Genomic DNA, 24,039 nt, shown 5'->3' with positions numbered 1-24,039 from the left:
TCGACGTCGACCTTGACGATGTGGGTCAGGGCCCGGAAGTAGATCAGCGGTTGGATATCGCCGAGCCGGGTCTGTCCGAGGACCTCCAGGACGGCGACGCAAAGGGCCAGGGTGATCAGCAGGATCAGCCCGGCGGTCCGGGTGGCGCGCAGAGCGGATGTCAGCATGCGGGGACGTTCAGTTGACTGGTCGACCTATCGTCGAGACCGATGAATTGACTTCTTCTGATCGGCTGTGGCGGTGAGTGGTCTACTTGTCGACGATGGCCGTGAAACGGGCGCTTTCTTCGACGGTGAAACCGTTGTGAATCGTGACTGTCTCGCCGGCGTGGAAGGTCACGTCACCGCCCGGAGCCGCGACCGTGTAGGCGCCCAGATTGCCCACAATGAGCTCCGTGCAAGCGCTCTCCAGCAGAGTCCCGCTGACGGTGGCGCCAGGGAGATCGTTGATTAGCGGAGAGCAGGCGAGTACCTCGAAGGCGCTGGTGCCGCTCCAGGGGCCGTTGGAGAACGGGTTGCGGGTCCGAACGCGCCACGAGTGGGGGCCGACCGCGAGCGCCGTTGCCGGAGTGGCCGAGCAGAGCCCGCCGGAACACACGTTCGACGCGAGATAAGTCTGTTGGATGAGGTTGGTGTCCACTTCGAGGTCGTACTCGGTAGCGTTGGCGACCTCGCTCCACTCGTAGATCGGTGTGGTGTCGAAAACGTCCGTGTTGGGATAGCCCGGAGAACTGGCAGCGGGCGGCGCCGTCCAGACCGAAAAGGCACCGCTCGCGCTCCAACTTCCGACTCCCCGGAGATTGCGGGTTCTCACCCGCCAGGTATGGTCGCCGTCGGCGAGGGCCGACATCGGGTCGAACGAGCAGACCCCGCCGGCGCAGATGTCCTCTTCCGGGTGCCACCGCTCATAGCCGGTACCGCCATCGACCTCGAGAAAGTACCAGTCGGAGTGCGCGTGCTCGTTCCAGCTGAAGAGCGGCGTGCTGTCGGTGACGTCGCCCGAGGGCCCAGTGAGGGTCGCCGCGCCGGGCAGCGGTGTCAACGTGATCGGGACCTGGAAGATGGGGGCCATGGTCGTGTAGCCGTTCTGGTTCACGTGCCCCGGGTCGCCCGGGACGAGCCGGGCGTGGAAGCGCACGTTGTAGCAGGCCTGGTTCGGGCAGAGCGCCGTCCAGACGTCGACGTAGGCCCGGTTTTTCTCGCCGGCGAGGGCGACGATCTTGTTCTTCAGCTCCAGGGTCACCGGCTCGAGAGGATCGCCCGTCCAGGTGCCGAGTGGCGTCCCGGCCAGCAGTCGGCGAATCGTGCTGGCAACCACGCTGTGGACGCACTTGTCGGTCGCCTTTTGGATCATCGCACCGAGATCGTTTTTGGTCGTCGTGGTCGAGATGCCGGGGAAGCCAGCGAGGATTGCCGAGACGTTGTTCGTGCCCTCCATCAGCAGCAGCACGTCGCCCGCGTTCGAGTCCGTGCACCGGCTGGTCTCGAGGGGCTCGCCGGCAAGCTCGATCCGGCTCACAGCGGCAGGGGTGCCCTCTCCGGCGACGCCCCGATTGAAAACGTCGTTGGGAATGCCGGCCAGGGCGAGAGCGTTCTCCAGCCGCCAGTGATAGCCGCATTTTGTCGGGTAGCTGGTAGCTGCGATCGTGCAATCGAGACCGGCGGGCCAGTCTAGGAAAAACCCGAATGGGAAGGCGGGGCTTGGGGGCGTACCGCCTCGGGTGATGCTGTCGCCGAAGGCCCAGTAGTCGGTCGCCGCCGCGCCCGGAGCGGTCATGGAAACCAGGGCCAGGCAAGCCAGCAGAGCTACTCCGAAGTTCCTCACGGCTGCTCGATCCAATCGATCCGGCGCCAGGGCAGCTCGTCGGACACCACCTCGTTCGCCGGGACTTCGGTCACGAAACGGAGTTGGACCGAGGTCTCTTCGTCGCTCAGAACCAGCGGCCGCGCTTCCCCGGGTGACCGGCTCATCGCCGCCCGGCGCCTCAGCCGGCCGTCGGCGTCGATCTCGATCAGCGCCCAGGAGCGAGGCGTCGCCGTCTGGTAGAGAAACCCGGCGCCGCGAGCGGTCGGGAACAGGGTCGGATGGATCGCGCCCTCTTCACTGGGGATGCCGGCATCGATCCACGAGCCGTCGGCAAAGCGCGCGAGGTGCAGGCGGTAGTCCTTGCCGTCGTACTGGCTCCAGGCCACGAGCGCGCCACCCGGGACCGCGACGACTCTCGGCATGATGTCCGGGACGGTGTTCTCCGGATGAAGCTTCGCCGGTGAGCTCCATCCGCCGTTCTGGTGGCGACTCCAGAAGACCTCGTCGTCGCCCGCGTCCACCGCCGCCCACACCAGCAGATGCGAGCCGTCTCCCAGGACGGCTCCGCTCAGCGCCAGCTGGGCTTCGCCGGTCATCGGCGAGACGGTCTCGACCGGTTCCCAAGAAACTCCGGTCCAGCGCGAAGCCATCACCGCGTTCCTCTCGCCGCCGTCGCCCTCGAGCCAGGCCAGTCCGGTGAGCTCGCCCTTCTCGAGCAAGAGCGCCGGCGCCATGCGAAAGGCTTCCATGGTTTTGGCCGGAGGCTCGAGCCGCTCGACCTCGCCGCCCGTTTGGCGCAGCAGCACGAGTTGGTAGCCGGCGTCCGTCCAGCGGTGTCCGGCAGCGATCCAGCCGCCGGGAAGCTCATGAAAGGCCGACAGCGTTGTCCCCTGGGAAACCTCGACTGCGGTTGTCGGGCCCGCCGGCTCCTCGATCCGGTAACCCTCGAGGGTCTCCACCAGGGTCAATCCCCGGCCTTCCGGAGACTGGATCACGCGGTGCTGAGCCGCCATCGGTCCGGCGGCGGTCAAGAGAGCGGCGAGGCCTATGAGAATCGAGCGCATCGGGGAGGAGGTGGGTGGGGAGAGAAGGGTCATCGGCGACGTCGCAAACTCGAGGCCAGTCCCCAAGCCGCCTGCCCCCGCAAGCTACTCTATTGAGGCTCGGGCACGGGTTGCAAGTCGGCAGGGCTCGATGGGGCCCTGCAGCCGCCCGGACCCAGGACGGATTCCAGGTAGTTCTTCCTGATCAGATGACGCGCCGAACGGCGGGCGATCTGATCGCTCGGGTGCCAGATGTCGCCCGGGCTCTCGGTCAGCACGATTCCCTCACCGACCGCGGACTTCAAGGGCTCGATCAGGTCGTAGAACGGGATCCCGAGCTCCTCGAAGATCTCGAGACTGAGCGCCCGGCTCCGCTTCTCGTAGGCGGTCCAGTCCTCCAGGGGCTTGAACACCGGCACCAGGATGATGTTGAAACCGATGCCGTTCGCGTCGAGATCGCGTTTCAGCTCACTCAGCGCGGCCCGGGTCTCCTTCTCTGTGGTGATCGGGTCGTTCTCGAGCATCCGCGAGATCCGCGCCCGCAGGTAGTGGCGGTAGAGATGGCTCCAGCCCGCCAGGGCGACGTTCCTTTTCGACAGATAGGCGTGCGGGTTGACTACCACCAATTCGTCGTCGTCGTCGCGAAACAGGACCGGCGTGGCGACGAAATCGTTGTTGTGGAAGACGAGGGTGACGTGATCCGGCTCGACGCGATGATTCCAGCGCAAGTAGTACTCGACCTCCTGGCCGGTGTTGAAGCCCTCGACCCCGGCATTCCAGAACTCGACCGGGCTGTCTCGACACCGGTTGACCAAGATCTCCTGCATGCGCCAGCGGTGGGTGACCGAGTCACCGAGAAACAGCAGCCTCGTCGTGCCCGCGCTCTTGGCGAGCGGATAGTGGTTGACCACGGTGCCGAAGTCCGAGTATTCCCCCGAACCGAGCACCGGCCGGAAGCCGAGATCGTCGTCCACCGTGTAGGTACTGTGCGAGTTGTCGGGCACGGCCTCCCATTGCCAGTGCGGAATAGGATCCGGGACCGGCGCGATCAGCCGCACGACGAGCTCGGCCACCAGGATCGCCAACCCGGCGGCGCCGGCGGACACCGCTACCCGGGCCATGATGATGGGCAGGCGGCGCGGCATCGGACTGCGGAGTATCTCATCATTACCGTGGCGAACCGGCGCGCCCGGTCCGCCCGGTCCGCCCGGTCCGCCAGGTTCGCCAGATTCGCCAGATTCGGATGCTAGGGTGTACATGAGGTAGAGATGGGAAGCAGCCGCGTAGGGTCTGCGGTCCTGCTTGCGACTCTGTCGCTTTCCAGCGCGGGCTCGAGCTTCGGGCAGGCTCCTCGGCTGGTCAAGGATCTGAATACCTCCGGCGACGGTTCGGGCGCTTTTCTCCGGGCCGAGATGGGTGGCCACATCTATCTGGTGGCCTCCGAGCCGGATCACGGCCGCGAGCTCTGGAAGACCGACGGCACCGAGGAAGGCACCACCCTGGTCAAAGACGTCTGGCCCGGACCTACACCCTCGGAGACCTTCTACGTGGCCAACGCCGGCGGCACCCTCTTCTTTTCGCCCGACACCGAGGAGTTCGGGAAGGAGCTTTGGAAGAGCGACGGGACCGAGGCCGGCACGGTTCTGGTAAAGGACATCCTCCCGGGTCCGGAGCCCTCGTTTCCGGAGCACTTCGTGGCGGTGAACGACACGCTGTTCTTCCTGGCCGATGATGGAATACATGGCAGAGAGCTCTGGAAGAGCGACGGCACCCACGCCGGTACGGTCCTGGTCAAGGACATCTTTAGCGGAGACGAGTTCGCATCGGGTCCGTTCCGGCTCACTGCTTCCGGCGAGAGGCTCTTCTTCGGGGCCGACGACGGCGTCCACGGCGAGGAGCTGTGGGTCAGCGATGGGACCGAAGCCGGGACCCGTCTGGTCAAGGACATCTATCCGGGCGAGAGGGATTCGCGGCTCGACGATCTTTACGACTGGAGCGGCACGCTCTATTTCGCCGCGGCAGACGACGAGCACGGTCAGGAGCTCTGGAGAAGCGACGGCACCGGGGCCGGCACGGTTCTCGTGCGAGACATCTACCCGGGGCCGCGCTGGTCCTTCCCCGGCGGTTTTTCGGCCGTGGGTGACGCGCTCTTCTTCGCGGCCGAGGACCCGGACACCGGCGCCGAGCTTCACAAGACCGACGGCACCGAAGCCGGCACCGTCCTGGTCAAGGATCTGAGACCCGGGGAGCGCAGCTCGTTTCCGTCGGTGATTCTCGGCGTCGACGGGACCGCGTTTTTCTTCGCCCGCAGCGAAGACTTCGAAGATCCCGAATTGTGGACGAGTGATGGCACCGAGGCCGGAACCGTCCTGGTCAGCAAGATGCAGCCGGCCGAGGGCTACCTGCCCGATCCGGCTCTGGCGTTCGCTGGCAGGCTCGTCTTTGCCGGCGAGGGCGACGATCGCGGCGTCGAGCTCTGGGCGAGCGACGGCACCGCCGCAGGCACGGTCCGAATCAAGGACATCTCCGTCGGTTCCGAGTCGTCGGAGCCCCTCGACCTGTTTCGGTTCGGAGGTCGAGTCCTCTTCTCGGCTGACGACGGCCGTCATGGGCGGGAGCTCTGGGCTACCGACGGAACGGAGGCCGGAACCGCCTTGGTGCGGGATATCAATGCCAAGGGGACCCTCGACGGGGGTGCCGCCGGGCTGTTGGAGCTCGGTGGCATCCTCTATTTCGCGTCAGAGGACCGCGGCGACGGGCGCGAGCTCTGGCGCAGTGACGGCACCGCCGCCGGCACCTTCATGGTGCGCGACATCAACCCGGCGGGCGACGGCTTCGGGTTCGATATCGAGTCCGCGGGCGGCCGGCTGTTTTTCTACGCGAATGACGGTGTCCATGGCGAGGAGCTCTGGACGAGTGACGGCACCACCTCGGGGACGCGACTGGTGATGGACATCGTCCCGGGCAACGAGGTTCACAGGGGGTCGTCGAGCCGCCTCTCGCCACTGGTCGGCTCCGAGAGTTTCGTGTACTTCAGTCATTTTTCGGGCGAGCAATGCACGCTGTGGCGCAGCGACGGCAGCTTCGAGGGCACCATCGCGGTGTTCAGCAGTCCGAGCTGCCCCCTACCGCAGGCTTCGGTGGGCGAGCTGGTGTTCTTCAGTAACGGCCTGGAGCTCTGGCGCAGCGACGGCACGCCGCGGGGCACGTTCGCGATTGCGGAGATCGACGTTCTGGGCAGCTTCAAGGGTTTCTCGGGAGAGTTCCTGCCGTTTGGGAATCTTCTTCTCTTTGTTCCGGGCGACAGCGAGCCCGGGCGCGAGCTGTGGCGGACCGACGGCACCCGCGCCGGCACCTTCGTCGTCAAGGACATCGCTCCGGGTCCGGGCTCTTCGCATCCCGGTCATCTGGTCGAGCACGATGGCCTGGTCTTCTTTCAAGCCGATGACGGCGTTCATGGCGCCGAGCTCTGGCAGACGGACGGAACCGCAGCCGGAACCTCGATGGTCGCGGATCTCGCTCCAGGACCGGAATCGTCGTCGCCTCGGCCCTTGGATGGCGTGAACGGCACGATGTTCTTCGTCGTCGCCACCACCGAGCCCGACGGGCTGGTCCGAAGCGAGCTCTGGAAGACCCGGGGCGCCGGTCGCGAGACTCGATTCGTGAGTGCCGCGGTTCAACCGTTCTTCGCTCCAGCCAAGGCCTTCGGGAACCATCTCTACCTCGCCTCCAGAGACCGGGCGACCGGCAACGAGCTCTGGCGGAGCGAGGGCACGAGGAAAGGCACGGTTCTCGTGGCCGATATCCAGGCCGGCGACGGAGACTCGAGCCCGTCGGACTTCACGGCGGCGGGAAGAAACCTGTTCTTCAATGCCACATCGAACAGGTACGGTCGCGAGCTCTGGGTCGTCGGTGCCGGATCGACCGGCGGGGAAGCCGGCAAACTGACCACGGTCCCGGATCTCGATGGTCTCGGCAGCGACGAGGTTGCCGGACTCTTCTCGAACGTCATCGTGCGGGACGCGGCCTCGGGTGCGGAGATCCTCGAGACGCTACTCGGACCTCGGCGGGGTTGGAGTGCGGTCGACTTCGAGCCGCTATCCGATGTCAACGGCAACGGTACAGCCGAGCTGGCGATTCTGGCCCGCAAGCGCAACCGGATGCGCGTCTTCGTGCGCGACGCACTGACCGGGGAGCTGCTGGCGACTCTGCGCCAGCGGCGCAATCACCATCCGCTGGACCTCGAGGTGATTCCGGGTGGGGGCGGCGGTCCGCCTCGACTGACGGTTCTCAGCCGTCGCGGTCTGGCACAGCCGAGTTGGTTGACCGTGACGAGCCTTGCCGGCGCCAGGGTTCTCGAGCTCCCGCTGGGCGAGGATTTCGAGGCGCTGGATCTCGAGGTGGCGCCGGCGCTCGAGCGCAATGGTCGGCCAATGCTTGTCGTGCTCGGTCAGTCGGGTCCGGGGGATCGAGCGAGGTTGCTGGCGGTCGATCCGGAGACCGGCTCTCTCGAGGCCGATTGGAGCCTGCGTGAAGGGTTCATCCCGGTGGACCTCGAGACTGTCCAGCAGAGACCGCATGCTCCCGGGCGGGCGGCGGTACTCGTCGAGAGGGAAACGAAGGGCGCAGTCCGAGTCCTGACCGTCGACCTTCAAAGCGGTGAGACGCTCAAGACGATGCGGTTCGGCAAGAAATACCGGGCGCTCGATCTGGAGCCCGCGCCGGGCCGGAAGGGCTCGGTCGGGCCGGCTGTTTCGGTTCTCCGAGTGCGGAACTCCGATCGGCAGGTTCGCGTCTCCTCCAGAGATGCTTTCTCCGGGCGCAAGCTCGGCGCTGCCGTCTTCGGCGACGTGCTGTTGGCGCTCGATCTCGCCACTCTTGGCGACCTCGACGGCTCCGGAGGATTCGAGACGGTGGTGCTCGGCGAGGCAGGGTGCGCCGAGGGCGGCAAGGCGATCTTGCTCCGGGACTCGGCAACCGGCTCTCGACTCGGCTGCCACCCGCTGCCGTGACCGGGCCGCCAAGTACGGGGATCTAGACGCCTTCGCGAAAAAACCGAGCCCGAGAGATGCCGAGCGCATCGCCGGATGGTGTCTCAGGGTAGTCGGGAGTAGTGGAGACTGGCACGCCTCTCGTGAGAGTCTGCGGCTTGCGAACCGGCGAGTGTTTGCGGTGCTGAGTGCAAGACTGGAGGAAACCGTGTACGACGACGAATTGGAATTGCTCGGCGAGGCCGATCGGCGCGCGGCCGATTATCTGCGCGGGATCGACCGGCGCGCGGTCTTCCCGGGCGACAAGGCGCGCGCCGCGCTGCGCGGGTTCGAGGAGCCGCTGCCACCACATCCCTCCGATCCCGCCGAAACGCTGAGACTCCTCGACGAGCTCGGCTCGCCGGCAACCACGGCGACGAACGGGCCTCGGTACTTCGGATTCGTGATCGGCGCGACGCTGCCGGCGGCGGCCGCGGCCGAGCGATTGACGGCCGCTTGGGACCAATGCGCCTCGTCGTATATCAACTCACCGGCGGCGGCGACTATCGAATCGGTGGCCGGCCGCTGGCTTCTGGAGATCTTGGATCTGCCGGCCGAGTCCGCGGTCGGCTTCGGGACCAGCGCCACCGCTTGCGGCCTGGCGTGCCTCGCCGCGGCCCGGCGCGCTCTTCTCGGCCGCCAGGGTTGGGACTTCGACGGCGACGGACTGGCCGGAGCTCCCGAGGTCCGCGTCGTGATCTCGGAGACCGGGCACATCACCATGCGTCGGGCGCTGCGGGTTCTGGGTTTCGGCGAGCGCCGGCTGATCGACGCCCCGACCGACGACTTCGGCCGGGTGGACCCCGCTCGACTGCCCGAGCTGGACGACCGGACGATCCTCTGCCTGCAGGCCGGCGAGGTGAACACCGGTGAGTTCGATCCTTTCTTGCCGCTGGTCGAAGCGGCGAAAGAGGCGGGGACCTGGGTCCACGTCGACGGAGCCTTCGGCCTGTGGGCGCGGGCCTCGGAGGCCACCCGGCGTCTGGCCGAGGGCGTTGGTGGAGCCGACAGCTGGACCACCGACGGCCACAAGTGGTTGAACACGCCCTACGACGGCGCGGTCGCGATCTGTCGAGACGCCGCCGCCTTGAGCGACACGCTCCAGTCGGATGCGGTGTACTTGACGGCGGAGCCACGGGCTCAGAAGAACCTGACGCTCGAGTTCTCGAGGCGCGCCCGGGGCGTGCCGATCTGGGCCGCGCTACGCAGCCTGGGCAGGGAAGGTGTCGGCGAGATGGTCGAGCGGCACTGCCGGCAGGCCAGGAGGTTGGCCCGGGGCCTGGCCGAGCGGGGTGTGGTGATTCTCAATCGGGTGGTGCTCAATCAAGTTCTGGCGACGCTCCCAGACGACGGTGATGTCGCCGGCTTTCTGGAGCGTGTGCAGGACGGTGGGAAGATCTGGTTCGGCGCCTCGAAGTGGAACGGCAAGCCGGTGTTTCGGCTGAGCGTGTCCTCGTGGCGCACGACCGATGACGACATCGAGCTCGCCATCGAGGAGATAGCACGGGCATGGCGTTCGGGCTAGTCCGACGGATGCTGATTCGGCTGCGAAGCTTGGGCGGCCGCTATCGTCACCGCTTCGGCGAGCGCCCGGACGTCCCCGGCGCTGGTTTCGTAGCTGGTGATGCAGGCCCGCAAAACCGGGTCGTTCGCTCCCAATCGCACCGGTGAGATCCAGAAGTCCTTTGCGAGCCGACCCGCGATGCTCTCGGCGGACGTGCTTCCGTCCTCGATCTCCGGCCGGGTGAAGCAGACCACCGGCAGAGGCGTGCGATTGACGATCCGCCAGCCGCGGCCGTCGAGATCGCGGCGAAGCAGTTCTCCCATTGCGGCCTGGTGCTCGATCGCGTCCCGGTAGCCCTCCGAGCCGAGCGCCGCCAGGCTCATGAAGAGCTTGAGGCCGATGTGGCGGCGGGTCCACTGGATGGTCCAGGTATACGGGTCGGCGGTGTCTTCGATGTCCACCGGCATATAGGGTGTGGCCACGGCGAACGCCCTGCGGACCGATTCGGGGTGGGTGCAGAAGAACATGCCAGCCCCCATCGGCACCGACAACCACTTGTGCGCGTCCCAGGTCACCGAGTCGGCCCTTTCGATCCCGGCGAGCTCGGGCTGCAGCCGGGGCGAAAGACACGCGGCACCGCCCCAGGCCGCGTCGACATGGAACCAGAGTTTTTCCTGCGCGCAGACAGTGGCCAGCTCGGCCAGCGGATCGATGATGCCGCCGCCGGTGCTGCCCGCGGTTCCGACGACCAGTAACGGCCGCCGGCCCTCGCAGCGGTCGTGTGCGATCGCTTCGCGTAGAGCGGGAACACTGAGCCGAAAGGAGTCATCCGTCGGGACGGTCCGCACCGCTCGACTCCCGAGACCGCTGGTCATGGCCGCCTTCTTGATCGAGTGATGACTCTCGGAAGATACGTAGACGACCGGTGGCCCGGGGGGGCGAGTTAGGCCGAACTCGGCCAGTCCGGACTCGGCCAGACCGAGCTCTGAATACTCCGGGTAGGCGTGGTTCAAGGCCGCGAGCAGAGCGGATTGGTTGGCCTCCGCGCCGCCGGTCGTGAAGGTGGCGGCGATGCGGTCGGGATCGAAGCCGAGGCGGCCGGCGAGATAGAGCAGCGTGTACCGCTCGATCTCGTTCGCGGCCGGTGCGTGCGACCAGGCCGCGAGCTGGGGATTGAAGCCCGCGACCAGCACATCGGCGGCGACCGAGGCCGGGAAGACGTTCGGATTGAAGAGGCCGAAGTACCTGGGGTGCGTGACATGAACGTTCCAGCTCGCCATCATCGAGCTCACGTCCTCGACCAGTTGCTCGGCGGGCCAGGGCCGGGAGAAGTCGCCATAGCGTTCGGCCAGACCTTCGCGCACCACGCCGGCAGAGACCGTCGGCGTGATGGCGGTCTTCCGAATCTTGGTCCTGAACCTGTCGACTCGATCGGTCGCGGCGTCGAGATAGCGTCGAAGGCTCATGGGCGTCTCACCCGGCGAGCTCATCGCGGATCTCGATTCTCCTGCCATGGCGGTGGGTCGGCAACCACGATCGAGAAGCGACCGAAGTCGTACTCCCGGTTGCCGTCGGTCAGGATGAACGGAGCGCTCTCCTCCTGCATCTCCCGAAAGGCGTCTCGGAATCGGACGAGCTCGCTCGGCGGCAGGCTCGGCTCGTTGTGCGCCGGTAGAACGATCTCCACCGAGTCGGCAAGGCCGGCCAGGCGTTCGGCCGTTGTGGCGTAGTCGCTGAAGCTCGCGCCCGGCAGGTGAGCATAGAGGGGAGCGGGGTAGAAGGTGTCACCCGTGAAAAGCAGTCCGCGCTTCCGGTCCAGAAGGCAAAGGGAGTCAGGGGCGTGCCCGGGGGTCAGCAACACCTCGATCCGGACGTCGCCGAGGGATATGACCTGCTCGTCTTCGATCGCGTGCGAGATCGTGAAAGGGCGCGACACGTAGCCATCGGTCGAGAATCCGTCCGGAGTCTCCTTCCAGATCCAACCCGGCCCGACGAACTCGGCGATGTCCTCGTGGGAGCGCCCCTGCGCGTGAGCCCGGGTGTACTCGAGATCGGTTCCGTAGACGGTGTCGAATGCGTGGTTGCCGCCGACGTGGTCATAGTGGGTGTGCGAGTTGAGGACGACGATCTCTTTGTCGGTCAACTCTCCGGCCACGCGACGCATGTCTCCGATCCCGAGCCCGGTGTCGAAGACTAGAGCCCGCTCCGAACCGACGATCAGATACGAGATCACCTCCTCGAACTGACCCGGCTCGTAGATCGCGAGCACTCCGGCCCGGATCCGGTAGACCTCGAACCAGTCCTGGCTCTGCTCGACTCGTGGGAACTCCGACCAGGCCGCCCGGGGCAGGGCATCCCACCAGCGGTCCTTTCCCCCGCCGCGATTGAGGACCTGCTCGTTGTCCGATACCGCCGGTGAGGGCGTCGGCCCCTCGAGCCGGCAGCCGAGGCACAGGCTGGCGAAAATCACGGCGGCGATAGCCCGCGAGGCCACCCATCTATACGGGGGTTCTCCCGCCCAAAAGGGTTGACCGGTCTGCAAAGGCATGCAAATATCCGATTCGAGAAACCTAGATAAGACGAGTCGGTTCCGGGCTGTTCCCGGTTCAGGCTCCGAGTCTAACTTTACGGAGGAGGCCATAATGAACCGTAGCAGACTCAGAGATACGCTCTTGGTGACGGGACTGGCCCTGATTCTCGCAGCCGGTGTCGCGCCGCAGGCGTACGCGCAGGACGAGGGCGAGGGCACCGAGCAAGCCGAGGGCGACGCCGCTGAAACCACCGAGGCCAAAGAAGCCCAAGAGTTCTCCGACGTCATTGTCGTGACCGGCACCCGCGCGCAACCGCGCTCGGTGGTCGAATCGATGGTGCCGATCGACGTGCTTTCGAGCGAAGACTTCACCAACCAGGGAGAAACGGACGTCACCACGCTCCTGAGGACGGTAGCTCCCTCCTTCAACGTCAACATGCAGCCGATTGCCGACGCGGCCACGGTCGTTCGCCCGGCCAATCTGCGGAACCTGGCTCCCGACCACACCCTCGTGCTGGTCAACGGCAAGCGTCGCCACCGCGCGGCGGTCATCGCTTGGCTGGGCAACGGCGTCGCCGACGGCGCCCAGGGTCCTGATCTCTCGGCGATTCCGGCGATTGCCCTGCGGCAGGTCGAGGTGCTCCGCGATGGCGCCTCCGCCCAGTACGGCTCGGACGCCATCGCCGGCGTCATGAACTTCATGCTTAAGGACGCGAGCTCAGGCGGCAGCATCGAGATCAAGAGTGGTGCCTATGCCGCTGGCGACGGAGACACGCTCACAGTGGCCGGCAACGTCGGCATACCGCTGGGCGCGAACGGTTTCCTCAACCTGAGCGGCGAGTTCGGTTCGGCCGATCCGACCGATCGCAGCGTGCAGCGAGACGATGCCGCCGCCCTGATCGCCGCGGGCAACACCGACGTGAGGGTTCCCGCGCAGATCTGGGGATCGCCTGAGTTCGAGGACGACACCAAGCTGTGGGCCAACTTCGGGACCGTGATGAACAACGGCCAGCAGTTTTACGGCCAGGCCAACTACGTCAGCAAGACGGTCACCGGCGGGTTCTTTTTCCGTAATCCCAACACCCGCGGTGCTGTCTTCAGCGGCGACGGCGGCGACACGCTGCTGATCGGCGATCTTCTGGACGCCCAGGACGGTGTTCTGGACGGTTCGGCCGGCTGCCCGACCGTCGCCGTGACCAACGACGTCCCGGATCCGGCCGCGCTGGCCGAGGTCTTTGCCAATCCCAACTGCTTCTCCTTTCAGGAGCTCTTCCCCGGCGGCTTCACTCCCAACTTCGGCGGTGACGTCACCGACAACTCGATCGTCCTCGGGCTCCGGGGTTCGACCAACGGTGGTCTGGCCTGGGACGCGAGCGTCAGTCAGGGCTCGAACGAGGTCGATTTCTTTATCGTCAACACCGTCAACGCCTCGCTCGGCCCCGACACGCCGACGGAGTTCGATCCCGGTCTCTACAAGCAGGATGAGTTGAATTTCAACTTCGATGTTTCGAAGCAGGTCAATAACAAGACCAACGTGGCTGGCGGCGTCGAGTGGCGCGAAGAGGAGTTCGAGATCGGCATCGGCCAGCGCGAGTCGTTCCTCATCGGCCCGCTGGCAGAGCAGGGCTTCAGTTCGGCCTCCAACGGTTTTCCGGGATTCAGCGACATCGCGGCCGGCAGCTGGAGCCGCAGCAACTGGGCCGTCTACGGCGACGTCGAGAGGAACAGCTCAGATCGGAAGTGGACCTACGGCGTAGCCGTTCGCTTCGAGGATTTCGAGGACTTCGGCACCACCACCAACGGCAAGCTCTCCGGCCGCTACCAGGTCAACGATCGCTTTCAGCTTCGGGCCAGCGCCAGCACCGGTTTCCGGGCACCCACGCCGGGCCAGTCAAACGCCTTCAACGTGTCGACGGAGTTCGACTTTGATCTCATGGATCTGGTCAACAATGGCACGATTCCGTCGTCTTCTGCGGCGGCCCAGTTGAGGGGCGGCGAGCCGCTCACGGCCGAGGAGTCGACCAATATCGCCGCCGGCTTCGTTTACGACAACGGACCGTGGACGTTCACACTCGACTTCTTTCAGATCCAGCTGGACGATCGCCTGACCCTGACCCAGAACTTCTCGCTCACTCAGCAAGAGGTCGATCAACTGGTCTCGGAGGGCATCACCAGCGCCGCCAACCTGCAGAATTTCCGCTTCTTCACCAACGACTTCGACACCGAGACCCAGGGCTTCGATGTCGTAGCTACCTATACCCCCGAGGGCATGGGCGGAAAGACCAACTTCAGCTTCCTCCTAAACAGCACCGAGACCGACGTCACCAAGTTCAATCCGGACACCCTGGACGACACGCGTATTCGTGAGCTCCAGGAAGCCTTGCCGGAGACCCGCGCCACCATCTCGGCCAACCACAAGATGGACAACGGCCTGCGGCTGCTGGGTCGGGCGAGCTACTACGACGGTTGGTTCGATTCCGAAGACGACGCATCGTACGGCGGCGAGTATGTCCTCGATCTCGAGGCGGCCTATGCGCTGAACGACAGCGTGAGCGTCATTGTGGGCGCCCAGAACGCGCTCGACACGTTCCCGAGTGAGAACGTCGGTGCGCGCTCGGGTGTCGGTAATCGCTACAGCCAGTACACTCCCTTCGGGTTCAACGGTGCGTTCTACTACGCCCGGATCAAGTACGACTTCGAGACCAGCTGGGGCAGGTAGCACCCAAGGTACACGACCAGGAAGGCGGCTCCCGAACGGGAGCCGCCTTTTTTTCTACAGAGGGAGCGGTCAACCTCCGCTTGCCCTCGGGCGAAGCGAAGGGTGTCGACCGGTCTCAACGCGTAGACAGGTAGTTGTCGAGGACGAAGCTCCCGGAGCTGTCGCCCGAGGCTCCGGCGGGCAGCCCCAGCCGCACCTTGTTCACCACCCGGCCGTGGTTGGACAGGTCGTCGACGACCGCCCGGAGCTTGCCTCGCTTCACCAGGGCGGCGCGACCGTCCGGAACCGATCGTCCGGAGGCGCTCGACCATTCGATCTCGAGCCGAGCCACGCCCTTTGCGGGCACCCGAGTGCTCCCGATCTCCCGGAAGCCACCTTTCTCGCGCGCGAACAGGCGAGCCCGGAACCGCGCTCCGGCGCGCTCCAGCATCAGCCTGGCCTGGCCGCTGCCGGCGCCCAGGCGAAGAATCTCGATTTCATCCCCCCCTCCGAGCTCCAGTCCGGCGGCGTCGAGGTCGAAGCTCACAACTACGCTCGCCTCTTTGGCGGGGCGCTTGGACTGCAGGTAGGAGCGAGTGCGAGTGCCGTCTACGGTGACTTCCAAAGCTCGGCCGCTGCCCCGCAGTCCGGGCGCGACCACCAGGACCGAGCCGCGAGACCGCGACCAGCGTCTGGTGTCACCCGACTCGAAATCGTCGGCGAACAGCACCGCCCGGTTCTTCATCAACACGATCTCGTCTTCGAGCTCGTCGATGAGGACCAGATCGAGCACGCCGTCGTTGTCGAGGTCCATCGGCAGAGAGCAAGAGGCGGCTTGTGGAGCGGGGAAGGAGCGGTCGAGCGAAAAGGCGCCGCCGCCGTCGTTCTCCCACATCATCCAGTTGCCGAAGAAGCTCGAGGTCACCCAGTCGAGGTCGCCGTCGCCGTCGAGATCGGCCAGGTCGGTCGCCAGTGGGAAATCATCGGTGGCGACGATTTGCGGGTCCGAAAGGCCGCCGGCGCCGTCGCCCCTCAGAATCGCGGCGTTGTTCGAGTCGCTGTTGACGGCCGCCACGTCTTCGCTGCCGTCGCCATTGACGTCTCCCAGAACCAGCATCCAAATCTCACCGCCGGCGGACCGAGTCGCGGCCCGGTCGAAGGTGCCATCGCCGTTGCCCGTGTAGACGTCGATCTCACCAGCGGTCAGCGCTCCGACCACCAGATCGAGAATGCCGTCTTCGTTCATGTCGCCGGCGCCGATCGCCCGCTCGCCGCGCTGGGTCCCGAAGGTGCTCGCGCTCGCAAAACCGCCGGCGCCGTCATTGAAGAGAACCGCGACCTGGCCGTCGAAGAACGAGGTGGCGGCAATGTCGACATCGCCGTCGCCATCCGCGTCGAGCACGGCGACCCCGCGCGGCTCGCCGCCGACAGAGTAGTGCGAGGCCGGTTGGAAGGTGCCATCGCCATTGCCGAGGAAGACCGACACCGAGTCGTCCTGGGTGTTGGCCACGACGACGTCGACATTGCCGTCGCGATCGAAGTCGGTCGGCTCGCTCGGGCTCGGTACGTTCTCGGTGGCGGCGGTCGGACGGAGAAAATCGTGGAATCTCCCCGAGCGATCGCCTCGGTTGAGGAAAGTCCGCAGGTCGTTGGTGTCCTCGTTGACGATCGTGAGATCGAGAAAACCGTCGCCGTCGAGGTCCGAGCCGAAGCCACCATAGGCTCGGGTGGTGATCTCGGGCGAGGTGCGAGTGGAGAAGCGGTCAATCTCAGAGAAGCCGAAACCGGCACCACGCGAACGGGTCCAGAATTGGAAGGAAAAGCCGGCATCCCGCAGAAAGGAGCCATCCATCGCCTGGAGGTCGCGCGACAGCAGAACCATCACCGTTTCGCCCGCGGAGAAGCGGCGGTCGGGTGTCAGGGTCACGGTGCGGTCCCCGTTGCCGAATGCGTAGGTTCCGGTCGCGGCCCCGCTCCATCGGCCGAAGGCCCAGAAGCTCGCCGGGGAAACCGAGGAGGTCAGCACTGGCCGGTCGAACTCGACCGTGATCGAGGAGTCGACGTCAGCGGCGAGCGAGCGAGCCGCAGGGCTGACCGCGACCACCGTCAGCCGGTTCTGGCTCGCGGCCGGGGAGCAAAGAGCCGCCAGGAGGATGAGGGCCGTCGCGGTCGCCAGCGGCGAAACCGTGGCGGCGCTCGGGCGCGGATGCCGTCGACTCATCAAGGTTCGCGCGGCTGAACGACCATGATGTGCGACGAAGCCGTTCCCGGTCGCATGATCCATGGAGCCCCCGGTGCCTGGGGCGTCGTCGGCAAGCCCGTCGACGACTCGGTAGCGTAGGGCGTGTAGATCGACCAGACCCAGTGGCCGCCGCCGACCGCGCCGGTTTCCGGATCATAGATGTCGAGGGAGCCGCCCAGGTTGTAGAGCGCCGCGGGCGATTCCGGTAGCTCCAGCTTGCCTTCCTCGGCTTCGGCGTGGCGAGCGCTGAGGGCTTCGGTCGACCCCAGCCCCTGGGCGCGAAGCTCGCGTCCGCGAACCATGAAGGGCTCGAGAGACTCGTGGTAGCAGGCGACCTGGAACCGATCGTCCTTCGGGTTGTCGGCCAGGCAGATGATCTCGTTCGAGCCCCGTCGCAGCTCGACCAGGGTGCCGTCGCTGTCGTAGCCGAGAACGGTCGCCGCTTCGCGCCGGTCTTCGGGAGCGGCGGCCACGGCAGAGGCGATCTGCTGTTCGGCGTTCGCGATCGCAGGAAGCTCCTCGGCGGCGGCCGAGGGCAGGACGGTCCATGTGAGCGTCGCGAAGAAGAGATACAGAGTGGCTCGTCGCATGGGGTCCCTTTCTAGAAGCCGGCTAGAATCCGGTAGCGGCCCGGGAGTCAGTCCTCTTGCGTGATATCACGCAAGCGATTCAATTCCTCCAGGGCGCTCTTCAGGTCTTTGAAGTCGACGTTGATTCCGGGGGGATTCCGAGAATCGACCGCGCTGTCGGGGTTTCGCCGGCTCACCACCCGAGCCGGCAAACGCACGGGCTCTTCGGCCGGCCTCTTGATCTCGACAGTCACTTCCTCGTCGACGCCCGGCGGATGATGGGTCTTGATGAACATGCCCCCGTGCTGGAGCTCGCGCCTGAACGCGGAAAGAAACTCCTCGCCGCTCTCGAAGCGGATCGAAAACAAGGTCGGGTCGAGTGGACTCACCGTTTCCACCCACTCGGATTCGTCTTCGGGTGTCGTGTCGAGGGGTTCCTCGGACCGAGCCGGCTCGCTGTGCGATTGGGCGGCGCCCGGCCCGGCGGGCTGTTCGTACCCGGTTCGCATCGGAGCGTGGACGCGGAACTCGACTTCTTCGCGCAACCGTCCTCGATCCCGCCCGATCAGTTCACCGACCAATTCATCGACGCCGAGCAGACGGATGCCCATCCCGGCCTGCCGGAGCTTGCTGAGCAGCGGCGAAACGCGCGCGGCATGTACGACTTCGCCGTACAAGACGCGGCCGCCGTCATCGCCGAGGATCTCTACCTTGATCCTTTCGTCGGGTCGGACCGGAGTGTTGGTCGCGACGAACATCCCGGTCATCGAGATGTTAGTGGTGTAGCCGGAATGGCTGTTGTCGTCCCCCTGCCGCCAGAACCGAACCTGCAGACGCTTCTTGTAGCGCCTGTGCCGAGAGTCGTCCATGACGCAGAAGTCTACCGCCACTGCGAGCAGAAGATCGAGAAGATTCTAGTTGCTTCGACGGCCAGCGCTCTGATCGAGATGCCAATAGCAACGCCAGCCGTGCCGGGAGTGCAGGATGGCGGGCTGGCCGCACTGGCGGTGATCTTCGACGACCTGGGAGCAGCGATGCAGCCAGAGCGTCATGATTGCCTTGTTGCCACGCCGGTCGAGACCACTGCGCCGATCGCCTGCTGCGCGCCGCTCCGGCAAGCTGCGGCGTTCGGTCGTCACCGGTATGTCACGCGCGCGACGCTCGACGACGCGCCGGTCGGAAGACCAGCGCCGCTCAAGCGCACTGCGCACGGGGGTCGGCCTTCGCTTGAGACCGGCGATGAGCTTGGCGAGATTCAGGAGAGCCTCCTGCCAACTCCATACTACTGTTAGCCGAAGGCGCCCTGCGCCGCCAAGAAGACATTAAGAAGAACCCTTCAGCCCGGGAGGCTTCGGCATTCTGGTCCCCAGGCCGACGAGAACTCCGTGGGCTTTCTTGATCGCGGCCATCTGATTGCCCCTTGGCAGCTCCCTGAAGAAGGCCCAGACGACGCCGGCCGCCGTGAACCCCAAGAACGTCAGCCACTGCCAGGGGTTGGCGTAACGCCTCACGAAGAGGGCGGCGCTGCGCCCGGTGTTGAAGGTCCGGCGGGGCACGTAGCCGCCGGCGGTGTGGGAGACCATATGCCAGAGCTTGGCGCGGTGGGCATACATGCAGCGATAGCCGCGCTGTTTCATACGCATGCACCAGTCGGCGTCCTCCACGGCCAGGTGGAAGATGGGGTCCCAGAGTCCGATCGCTTCAACCACGCGCCGCGGCGTCAAGAGGGCGCAGCCGTTGATGTACGAGACCTCCTGATCGCGGTCGTACTGGCCGTGGTCGTCTTCGAGCATGCCTCGTTCACGGGTCACCGACTCCTTGAACCGGATGATGCCGCCGGCGGACCAGATCTTCTCCCGCGCCCAGTAGTAATAAGCCTTCGGACCGACGCAGCCGAGGTCCTCGGTGCCTTCGGCGACCTTCATCAGCTCGGTGAGCATCTCCGGGTCGACTTCGATGTCGTTGTTCAAGGCTAGGATGTAGTCGTACTTCTCCCGGCAAGCGTAGACGAGCCCGGCGTTCATTCCATTGGCAGCGCCGCTGTTCTGTTCTACACGGATCTGGATGACTCGGGGATGTTGCTCCCGGACCGCCTCGCTGGAGCCGTCGGTCGACCCATTGTCTATATGAATGAGATCGAAAGACGGATAGACCATCTTCTCCAGGCTGGCCAGCGATTGGAGAGTGATGTCCTTGCCGTTGTAGTTCAGCACCAGCGCCGCAACGCGGGGGGTGTTCGGATTGCTCATCAAAACGAAGAGATTCTAGCCGAGCGCCAGAAAGCTGGCTGGGTTCGCGTCTGTCCCGGATGAGGAGAGACCCATGATGCCCCGCTTCAGCACGAAGACCTGTTTGATTCTGGCCGCGGCGGCCCTGGTCGCCGGCCTGGCTCTGTGGCTCGGAACCCTCTCGGTCCGGACGTCCACGGATCCGAATGAGGTGGCGTGGGCGCTGCTTGCCGAGGCCGATGAGCTCTGCCGGAAACCCATCCGGCCGGCGGCTTCGAGCGAGCTCTCCACCGCGCTGGCCGCCCGGTTGGCGGTCGGCGCGGAAGCGCTCGAGATCGTCCGGGAGCTGGCGGCAACCATTCGCGACGCGAGATCGCGAGCTTCGATTCTCGAGGCCCGGGGCCGGTCGCTGCGGCGCTGCGCCGGCCAAGAGGTGGCTCCGCTGGGGCGGGACCAGCCACAGAGCTCACGGGTCGGCTCGAGCCCTCGGCAGCGACGCGAGCTCGTCACGGCCCATCTCGAGCGTCTCACCGAAGCGGCGAGCCGGGCTGTAGAGAATCACCGGGAGCAGCTCGCGCCGCCCGCCGACTCGTGGACAGCGACACTGGCGTCTCTGCCCGAGGCTCCGCAGTCCGGTGCCGCAGCCGCTCCTGGCGAGTCGACCTCCGAGCAATCTCCGGACGCCCGTGCGGATCCTGAGCCCGAGCGCGCCAGCATCGTCATCCGGGCCGGCAGCCGGAAGCACCGCGAGCGTGTCGAACGCTGGTCCGCGATCTTTAGGCGCGAGGGCGGTGCCCTGCGAACCAGCCGACGGGATCTGCAGTTCGAGATCGAGAGTTACTCGCTGGCAGGATCTCGAAATGCCTGCCGAGCGTTCGGCTCGGTGCTGGCTGGAATCGATTCAGGATTCGAGCAGGGCGCGCCTTCGCGCGGGCTCTCGATTCGAGTGGCTCGCATGCTCAAGCACTACCGGCGGGGCGTGACCGAATGCGTGGCCGGCCGGCCGGCCTCCGCCTTTGGCTACCTGAGTGAGGGTGACCGCGAGTGGGCTCTGGTTGCTCAGAACGCCGCCCGCATGCTCGAACCGCGTCGGCTTCGCGTCTCGGCGCTTGTCCAAGCCAAGTCCCTGCGCTGAGGGAGCGCGTTTGGGGCCACCTGCCCCCCCGTGGGCGTTGCCGAGTCTTGGCAGAAGCGTTTCGTTTGGTAACAACTGCAGGCCTGGCGGGGTCTCGACCGAATCCCGCGGTCTCGAGGCTAAACCGTTGTTCTTGAGAACGTTAGGGCTCTCTGGCGAGCGCTGCCGAGCTTTGGCACTCGATTTGCGCTAGCTGGACCAAGCCATGAACTGCCGCAAACCCAAATCTGTACTTCGCCGAGGCTTCACCTTGATTGAGCTAATGATCGTAATGGCTCTGGTCGCCCTGATCGTGCTGATCGGTTTCCCCGCGCTCGACAAGTTGATCAACAGAAACAAGCTGATGGGCACCGCCACGGAGACCACGAACGGGCTTCGCCTGGCTCGTTACCAGGCGCTCAAGAACAGCCGGCCGACGGTCTATTCGATCGACGGCGGGACTCGAGAGATCCTGTCGTGGGTTGACGACAACGACGACGGCCTGCTCGATGTCGGCGAAGAGGTGTTGATGCGCACGACCCTGCAGGCCGGTCTCTACATCGGCAAGCCGGCGGCGGCTCTCGGAGGAGCGATCTGGGGCTTCGATGGCACGACCAAGGCACGTTTCAATGCGGACGGCTCGGTCGATGCGGTGGGGGGGTACCGGTTGTGCGACCATCCGGCCAATCCGCGCAATTTCCTGGAAGTGAGCGTCCAGCCCCGGTCGGTCGCCCGGATCGAGATCAGAAAGTGGGACGGAGCCAAGTGGTGGGCTCGGGACGAAGGCCCGCATCCTTGGGTCTGGTACTAGACGAAAGGTCGGCGAACGAGATGAGAAACATGAAGTCATTGCGCAGGTCAGAAGGCTTTTCGCTGATCGAAGTGCTGGTAGCGAGCTTTTTCCTGCTCATTGTGCTGCTCGGCGTGGTGCCGATCTTTACTCGCTCGACGGTCACCAACCAGATGGCCTACGACAACACGCGCGCGGCCGCTTTCGCACGGTCAGAGATGGAAAACTACTTTCAGGCGCCTTTCAGTGACCCAACAGGAGCTCCGGTACCCGTGATGGATGTTCCCTCCGGCAGCGGTGAGCTGGTAAACGACCAGTACTTCGATCCCGCGACGCACACTTGGGAGGACGCGCCGGCGCCCGCCGGAACCAGCTACCTGTGGTCGAAGACGGTCACCGTGCGGCAGTTTCACATCAGCGCGATCGATGACGAGGTGCTCGACGAGACCGAGGCGCTGCAGGGTACCGCCCACGTCGGCAATGTTCATTTGAAGCAGGTGCTGATCGAGGTCCAGCGTGGCGGTCAATCGAGTCTGCTCGGACCGGCTCGGACCATCACCTTGAACACCATCCGATCGAACTGAGACTCACGGGATCAGAGAATATGAGTACAGCCAAGCAATCGAATCGAAGCCGGGACCGAAACCGAAGGTCTGGGAAACGCGTCTCCGAGGGCTTCACCTTGATCGAGATGATGCTGGCCATGACGATTACGGTCATGGTCATGGTCGGGGTCCTGTCGCTGTTTCAGGTCAGCGTGCGAGTCGCAAGGAACCAGACCCAGCTGGCCGACCTTCAGCAGAATCTCCGGGTCGCTCTCTACGACACCCAGCGCTATGCGCGCATGGCGGGCCGCGGTGGGCTGCCGACCTTCATACCCCCGAACGCACCCTACACCGGTCAGTTGTTGCCGAACGGCGCCGCTCTCACGATCGGTAACAACGTCGCCGCGGGCACTCGAATCGGTGGCGCGACCACGCCGCCGATTCTGCCCGGGACCGACACCCTGACCGTTCGCGGTGTGCTCTTCGGCTCGGTCTACCAGAGCCAGGTTTCGGTGCCCCAGTTTGGGGGCAACACGCTCACTGTCGGCAGGCTGAGCGCGATGGGTGTGGAGCAGGATCTGGGTGTGCTGGCAGAGGCCGTGACCAACGCCAACGGCGGTGACCCCGAGGCACTGATCGTGGTCAGCCCGCTTGGAACGAGTCTGTACGGAATCGTCGAGCTCACCGGCGGCACGATCGCTCAAACGGTGATCGACGGAGAGAACGAGATTCAGGGCGTTACCTTGAACTTCGTCAGAACCGCTGGCACGCGGCAGGCCACGTACTACCAGCAGTTGATGCCGAACGGTGTTTTTCCGCCCCAGATGACCTCGGCCGCCTATGTCGGAGTGCTCGAGGAGTACCGCTACTACCTCCGCGATACGACGGATACGACCGATCCGAACCGGACGCTCGTGCCGCGGCTCTCCCGCGCGCGCTTCTATCCGGGCTCCAATGACATCCACCCGAGTAATCCGTCGGCGGCCGAAGACATCGCCGACAACGTCTGGGATCTCCAGATCGCGCTGGGAGTCGACTCCAATGGCGACGGCATCGTCAACGATGGCGCCAATGCCACGGACGAGTGGCTGTTCAATCACAAGGACGACGCCCTCGACCAGGCGGCGCCACCCTGGGTCTGGAACGGCAGCCCGCTCAAGCTGATGCGCATCACCGCACTGGTTCGGACGGATCAGCGAGACATGAAGTACGTGGCCCCGCCCATCACCAGCATCGAGGACCGCATCTACAACGAGCCGGACACGCCGGCCGACAAAGCCCAGCTGTCGGATCGCCGCTACCGCCGCCGCCAGGTCCAATCGGTCATCGATTTCAGGAACCTATAGGAGTCGCCCGGATGAACAGTTCCAGGAACAGTACGAGAATGAGCGAGTCCAAGTTTGCCCGCCGCGAGGCCGGCAGCGCCTACATCATTTCGTTGATGGCGATGGTCGTCCTGATGATCATCGGACTATCGCTCTCCGTGGTCACCCAGACCGAGATGCAGATCTCGGCCAACGAAAAGACCATCGAGCAGACCTTCTACTCCGCGGACTCGGGGGTCGCGATCGGGACCGCCAGGGCGCTCACTCGAAGCGGCCAGGACCCCTTCACCTTCCGCATGAATCAAGAGGACCGGGCTCAGAACTACCACCTGGCCAATCGCGTCAACATATCCCCATTTCTCGCCATCCAGTCTGGCGCCTGCGCGTTGTGCGAGATCAATCAGGGGCCCCAGAAAAAGCAACTGGTCAACCACGCCGTGTCGGCGCAGTCCGAACGGATCGGTTGGACGGGTACGGGGCCGCCGCCGGCCAGCCCGGAGGTCGTGGCGCGCCGGACCGTCAGCCTGATGGTGGAGCTGCAGCCCTGGGACACCGCATTCCGTGAAGAGATTTTCAATCCTCCGCCCGAGGAATTTGAAGTCAAGTATTAATTCG

The 24,039-nt window shown here is 65.4% G+C and carries 19 protein-coding genes; 9 read left to right on the top strand and 10 right to left on the bottom strand.

The window, feature by feature from the left end; genetic code table 11:
• The 4 genes from GY769_12020 to GY769_12005 form a co-directional block, all read right to left on the bottom strand.
• Window positions 1-167, bottom strand: a 167-nt coding sequence (locus GY769_12020; GenBank protein MCP4202648.1) for a hypothetical protein, incomplete at its 3' end; no start/stop codon positions are given.
• An 82-nt stretch (window positions 168-249) separates the two neighbouring features.
• Window positions 250-1,824 carry a hypothetical protein gene (locus tag GY769_12015; GenBank protein ID MCP4202647.1) on the bottom strand — a complete coding sequence of 525 codons (1,575 nt, stop codon included), beginning with the start codon at window positions 1,822-1,824 and terminating at the stop codon, window positions 250-252.
• Entirely contained in the window at window positions 1,821-2,903 is a 1,083-nt protein-coding gene (locus GY769_12010; protein MCP4202646.1) for a hypothetical protein, read from the bottom strand. Before GY769_12010 ends, GY769_12015 begins: the two co-directional genes overlap by 4 nt.
• A 56-nt stretch (window positions 2,904-2,959) precedes the next feature.
• Window positions 2,960-3,994 (bottom strand): hypothetical protein, encoded by a 1,035-nt coding sequence (locus tag GY769_12005; GenBank protein ID MCP4202645.1) that lies wholly within the window; start codon window positions 3,992-3,994, stop codon window positions 2,960-2,962.
• Window positions 3,995-4,117: 123 nt separating this feature from the next.
• On the opposite strand from GY769_12005, the gene GY769_12000 reads away from it, so the two are divergent.
• Together GY769_12000 and GY769_11995 are read left to right on the top strand one after the other, a co-directional pair.
• On the top strand, window positions 4,118-7,861 hold the full coding sequence (locus tag GY769_12000; protein ID MCP4202644.1) for a hypothetical protein: 3,744 nt from the start codon (window positions 4,118-4,120) through the stop codon (window positions 7,859-7,861).
• Entirely contained in the window at window positions 7,656-9,404 is a 1,749-nt protein-coding gene (locus tag GY769_11995; protein ID MCP4202643.1) for an aspartate aminotransferase family protein, read from the top strand. Before GY769_12000 ends, GY769_11995 begins: the two co-directional genes overlap by 206 nt.
• On the opposite strand, the gene GY769_11990 is transcribed toward GY769_11995, so the two are convergent.
• Both GY769_11990 and GY769_11985 read right to left on the bottom strand, forming a co-directional pair.
• A complete protein-coding gene (locus tag GY769_11990; GenBank protein ID MCP4202642.1) occupies window positions 9,401-10,849 on the bottom strand; it encodes a pyridoxal-dependent decarboxylase in 1,449 nt (482 codons plus the stop codon). The genes GY769_11995 and GY769_11990 overlap by 4 nt on opposite strands.
• 20 nt (window positions 10,850-10,869) lie before the next feature.
• Window positions 10,870-11,853, bottom strand: a complete 984-nt coding sequence (locus GY769_11985; GenBank protein ID MCP4202641.1) for an MBL fold metallo-hydrolase — start codon at window positions 11,851-11,853, stop codon at window positions 10,870-10,872.
• 172 nt (window positions 11,854-12,025) lie between these two features.
• Here GY769_11985 and GY769_11980 point away from each other — a divergent pair, with 172 nt between their 5' ends.
• Window positions 12,026-14,632 carry a TonB-dependent receptor gene (locus GY769_11980; protein MCP4202640.1) on the top strand — a complete coding sequence of 869 codons (2,607 nt, stop codon included), beginning with the start codon at window positions 12,026-12,028 and terminating at the stop codon, window positions 14,630-14,632.
• Window positions 14,633-14,747: 115 nt separating this feature from the next.
• Here the strand turns inward: GY769_11980 and GY769_11975 are convergent, their stop codons facing one another.
• The 3 genes from GY769_11975 to GY769_11965 all read right to left on the bottom strand — a co-directional run bounded on the left by GY769_11975 (window position 14,748) and on the right by GY769_11965 (window position 18,291).
• Window positions 14,748-16,832 carry a hypothetical protein gene (locus GY769_11975; GenBank protein ID MCP4202639.1) on the bottom strand — a complete coding sequence of 695 codons (2,085 nt, stop codon included), beginning with the start codon at window positions 16,830-16,832 and terminating at the stop codon, window positions 14,748-14,750.
• On the bottom strand, window positions 16,832-17,392 hold the full coding sequence (locus GY769_11970) for a hypothetical protein (protein MCP4202638.1): 561 nt from the start codon (window positions 17,390-17,392) through the stop codon (window positions 16,832-16,834). The genes GY769_11975 and GY769_11970 overlap by 1 nt, the downstream gene beginning before the upstream one ends.
• A gap of 98 nt (window positions 17,393-17,490) precedes the next feature.
• Complete coding sequence (locus GY769_11965) at window positions 17,491-18,291, bottom strand: hypothetical protein (protein ID MCP4202637.1); 801 nt, start codon at window positions 18,289-18,291, stop codon at window positions 17,491-17,493.
• Here GY769_11965 and GY769_11960 point away from each other — a divergent pair.
• Window positions 18,274-18,714, top strand: coding sequence for a hypothetical protein (locus GY769_11960; protein MCP4202636.1), 441 nt, complete (start codon window positions 18,274-18,276; stop codon window positions 18,712-18,714). The two genes, GY769_11965 and GY769_11960, sit on opposite strands and share 18 nt — an antisense overlap.
• Before the next feature lie 30 nt (window positions 18,715-18,744).
• On the opposite strand, the gene GY769_11955 is transcribed toward GY769_11960, so the two are convergent.
• Entirely contained in the window at window positions 18,745-19,671 is a 927-nt protein-coding gene (locus GY769_11955; GenBank protein ID MCP4202635.1) for a glycosyltransferase family 2 protein, read from the bottom strand.
• Window positions 19,672-19,744: 73 nt separating this feature from the next.
• Between GY769_11955 and GY769_11950 the strand changes: the two genes are divergently transcribed.
• The 5 genes from GY769_11950 to GY769_11930 all read left to right on the top strand — a co-directional run bounded on the left by GY769_11950 (window position 19,745) and on the right by GY769_11930 (window position 24,035).
• A complete protein-coding gene (locus tag GY769_11950; GenBank protein ID MCP4202634.1) occupies window positions 19,745-20,785 on the top strand; it encodes a transglutaminase-like family protein in 1,041 nt (346 codons plus the stop codon).
• Window positions 20,786-21,035: 250 nt separating this feature from the next.
• Window positions 21,036-21,575: a hypothetical protein gene (locus GY769_11945; GenBank protein ID MCP4202633.1), complete on the top strand. Its 540-nt coding sequence runs from the start codon at window positions 21,036-21,038 to the stop codon at window positions 21,573-21,575.
• Between the two features lie 29 nt (window positions 21,576-21,604).
• Window positions 21,605-22,138 (top strand): hypothetical protein, encoded by a 534-nt coding sequence (locus GY769_11940; protein ID MCP4202632.1) that lies wholly within the window; start codon window positions 21,605-21,607, stop codon window positions 22,136-22,138.
• Window positions 22,139-22,158: 20 nt separating this feature from the next.
• A complete protein-coding gene (locus tag GY769_11935) occupies window positions 22,159-23,445 on the top strand; it encodes a hypothetical protein (GenBank protein MCP4202631.1) in 1,287 nt (428 codons plus the stop codon).
• Window positions 23,446-23,483: 38 nt separating this feature from the next.
• Window positions 23,484-24,035, top strand: a complete 552-nt coding sequence (locus GY769_11930; protein ID MCP4202630.1) for a hypothetical protein — start codon at window positions 23,484-23,486, stop codon at window positions 24,033-24,035.
• Window positions 24,036-24,039 lie beyond the last annotated feature (4 nt).

The organism is bacterium (genome assembly GCA_024224155.1).
GTDB lineage: Bacteria > Acidobacteriota > Thermoanaerobaculia > Multivoradales > JAHEKO01 > CALZIK01.
Note: the sequence above shows the minus strand (reverse complement) of the source record. Positions and strands in the feature narration are given on the sequence as shown.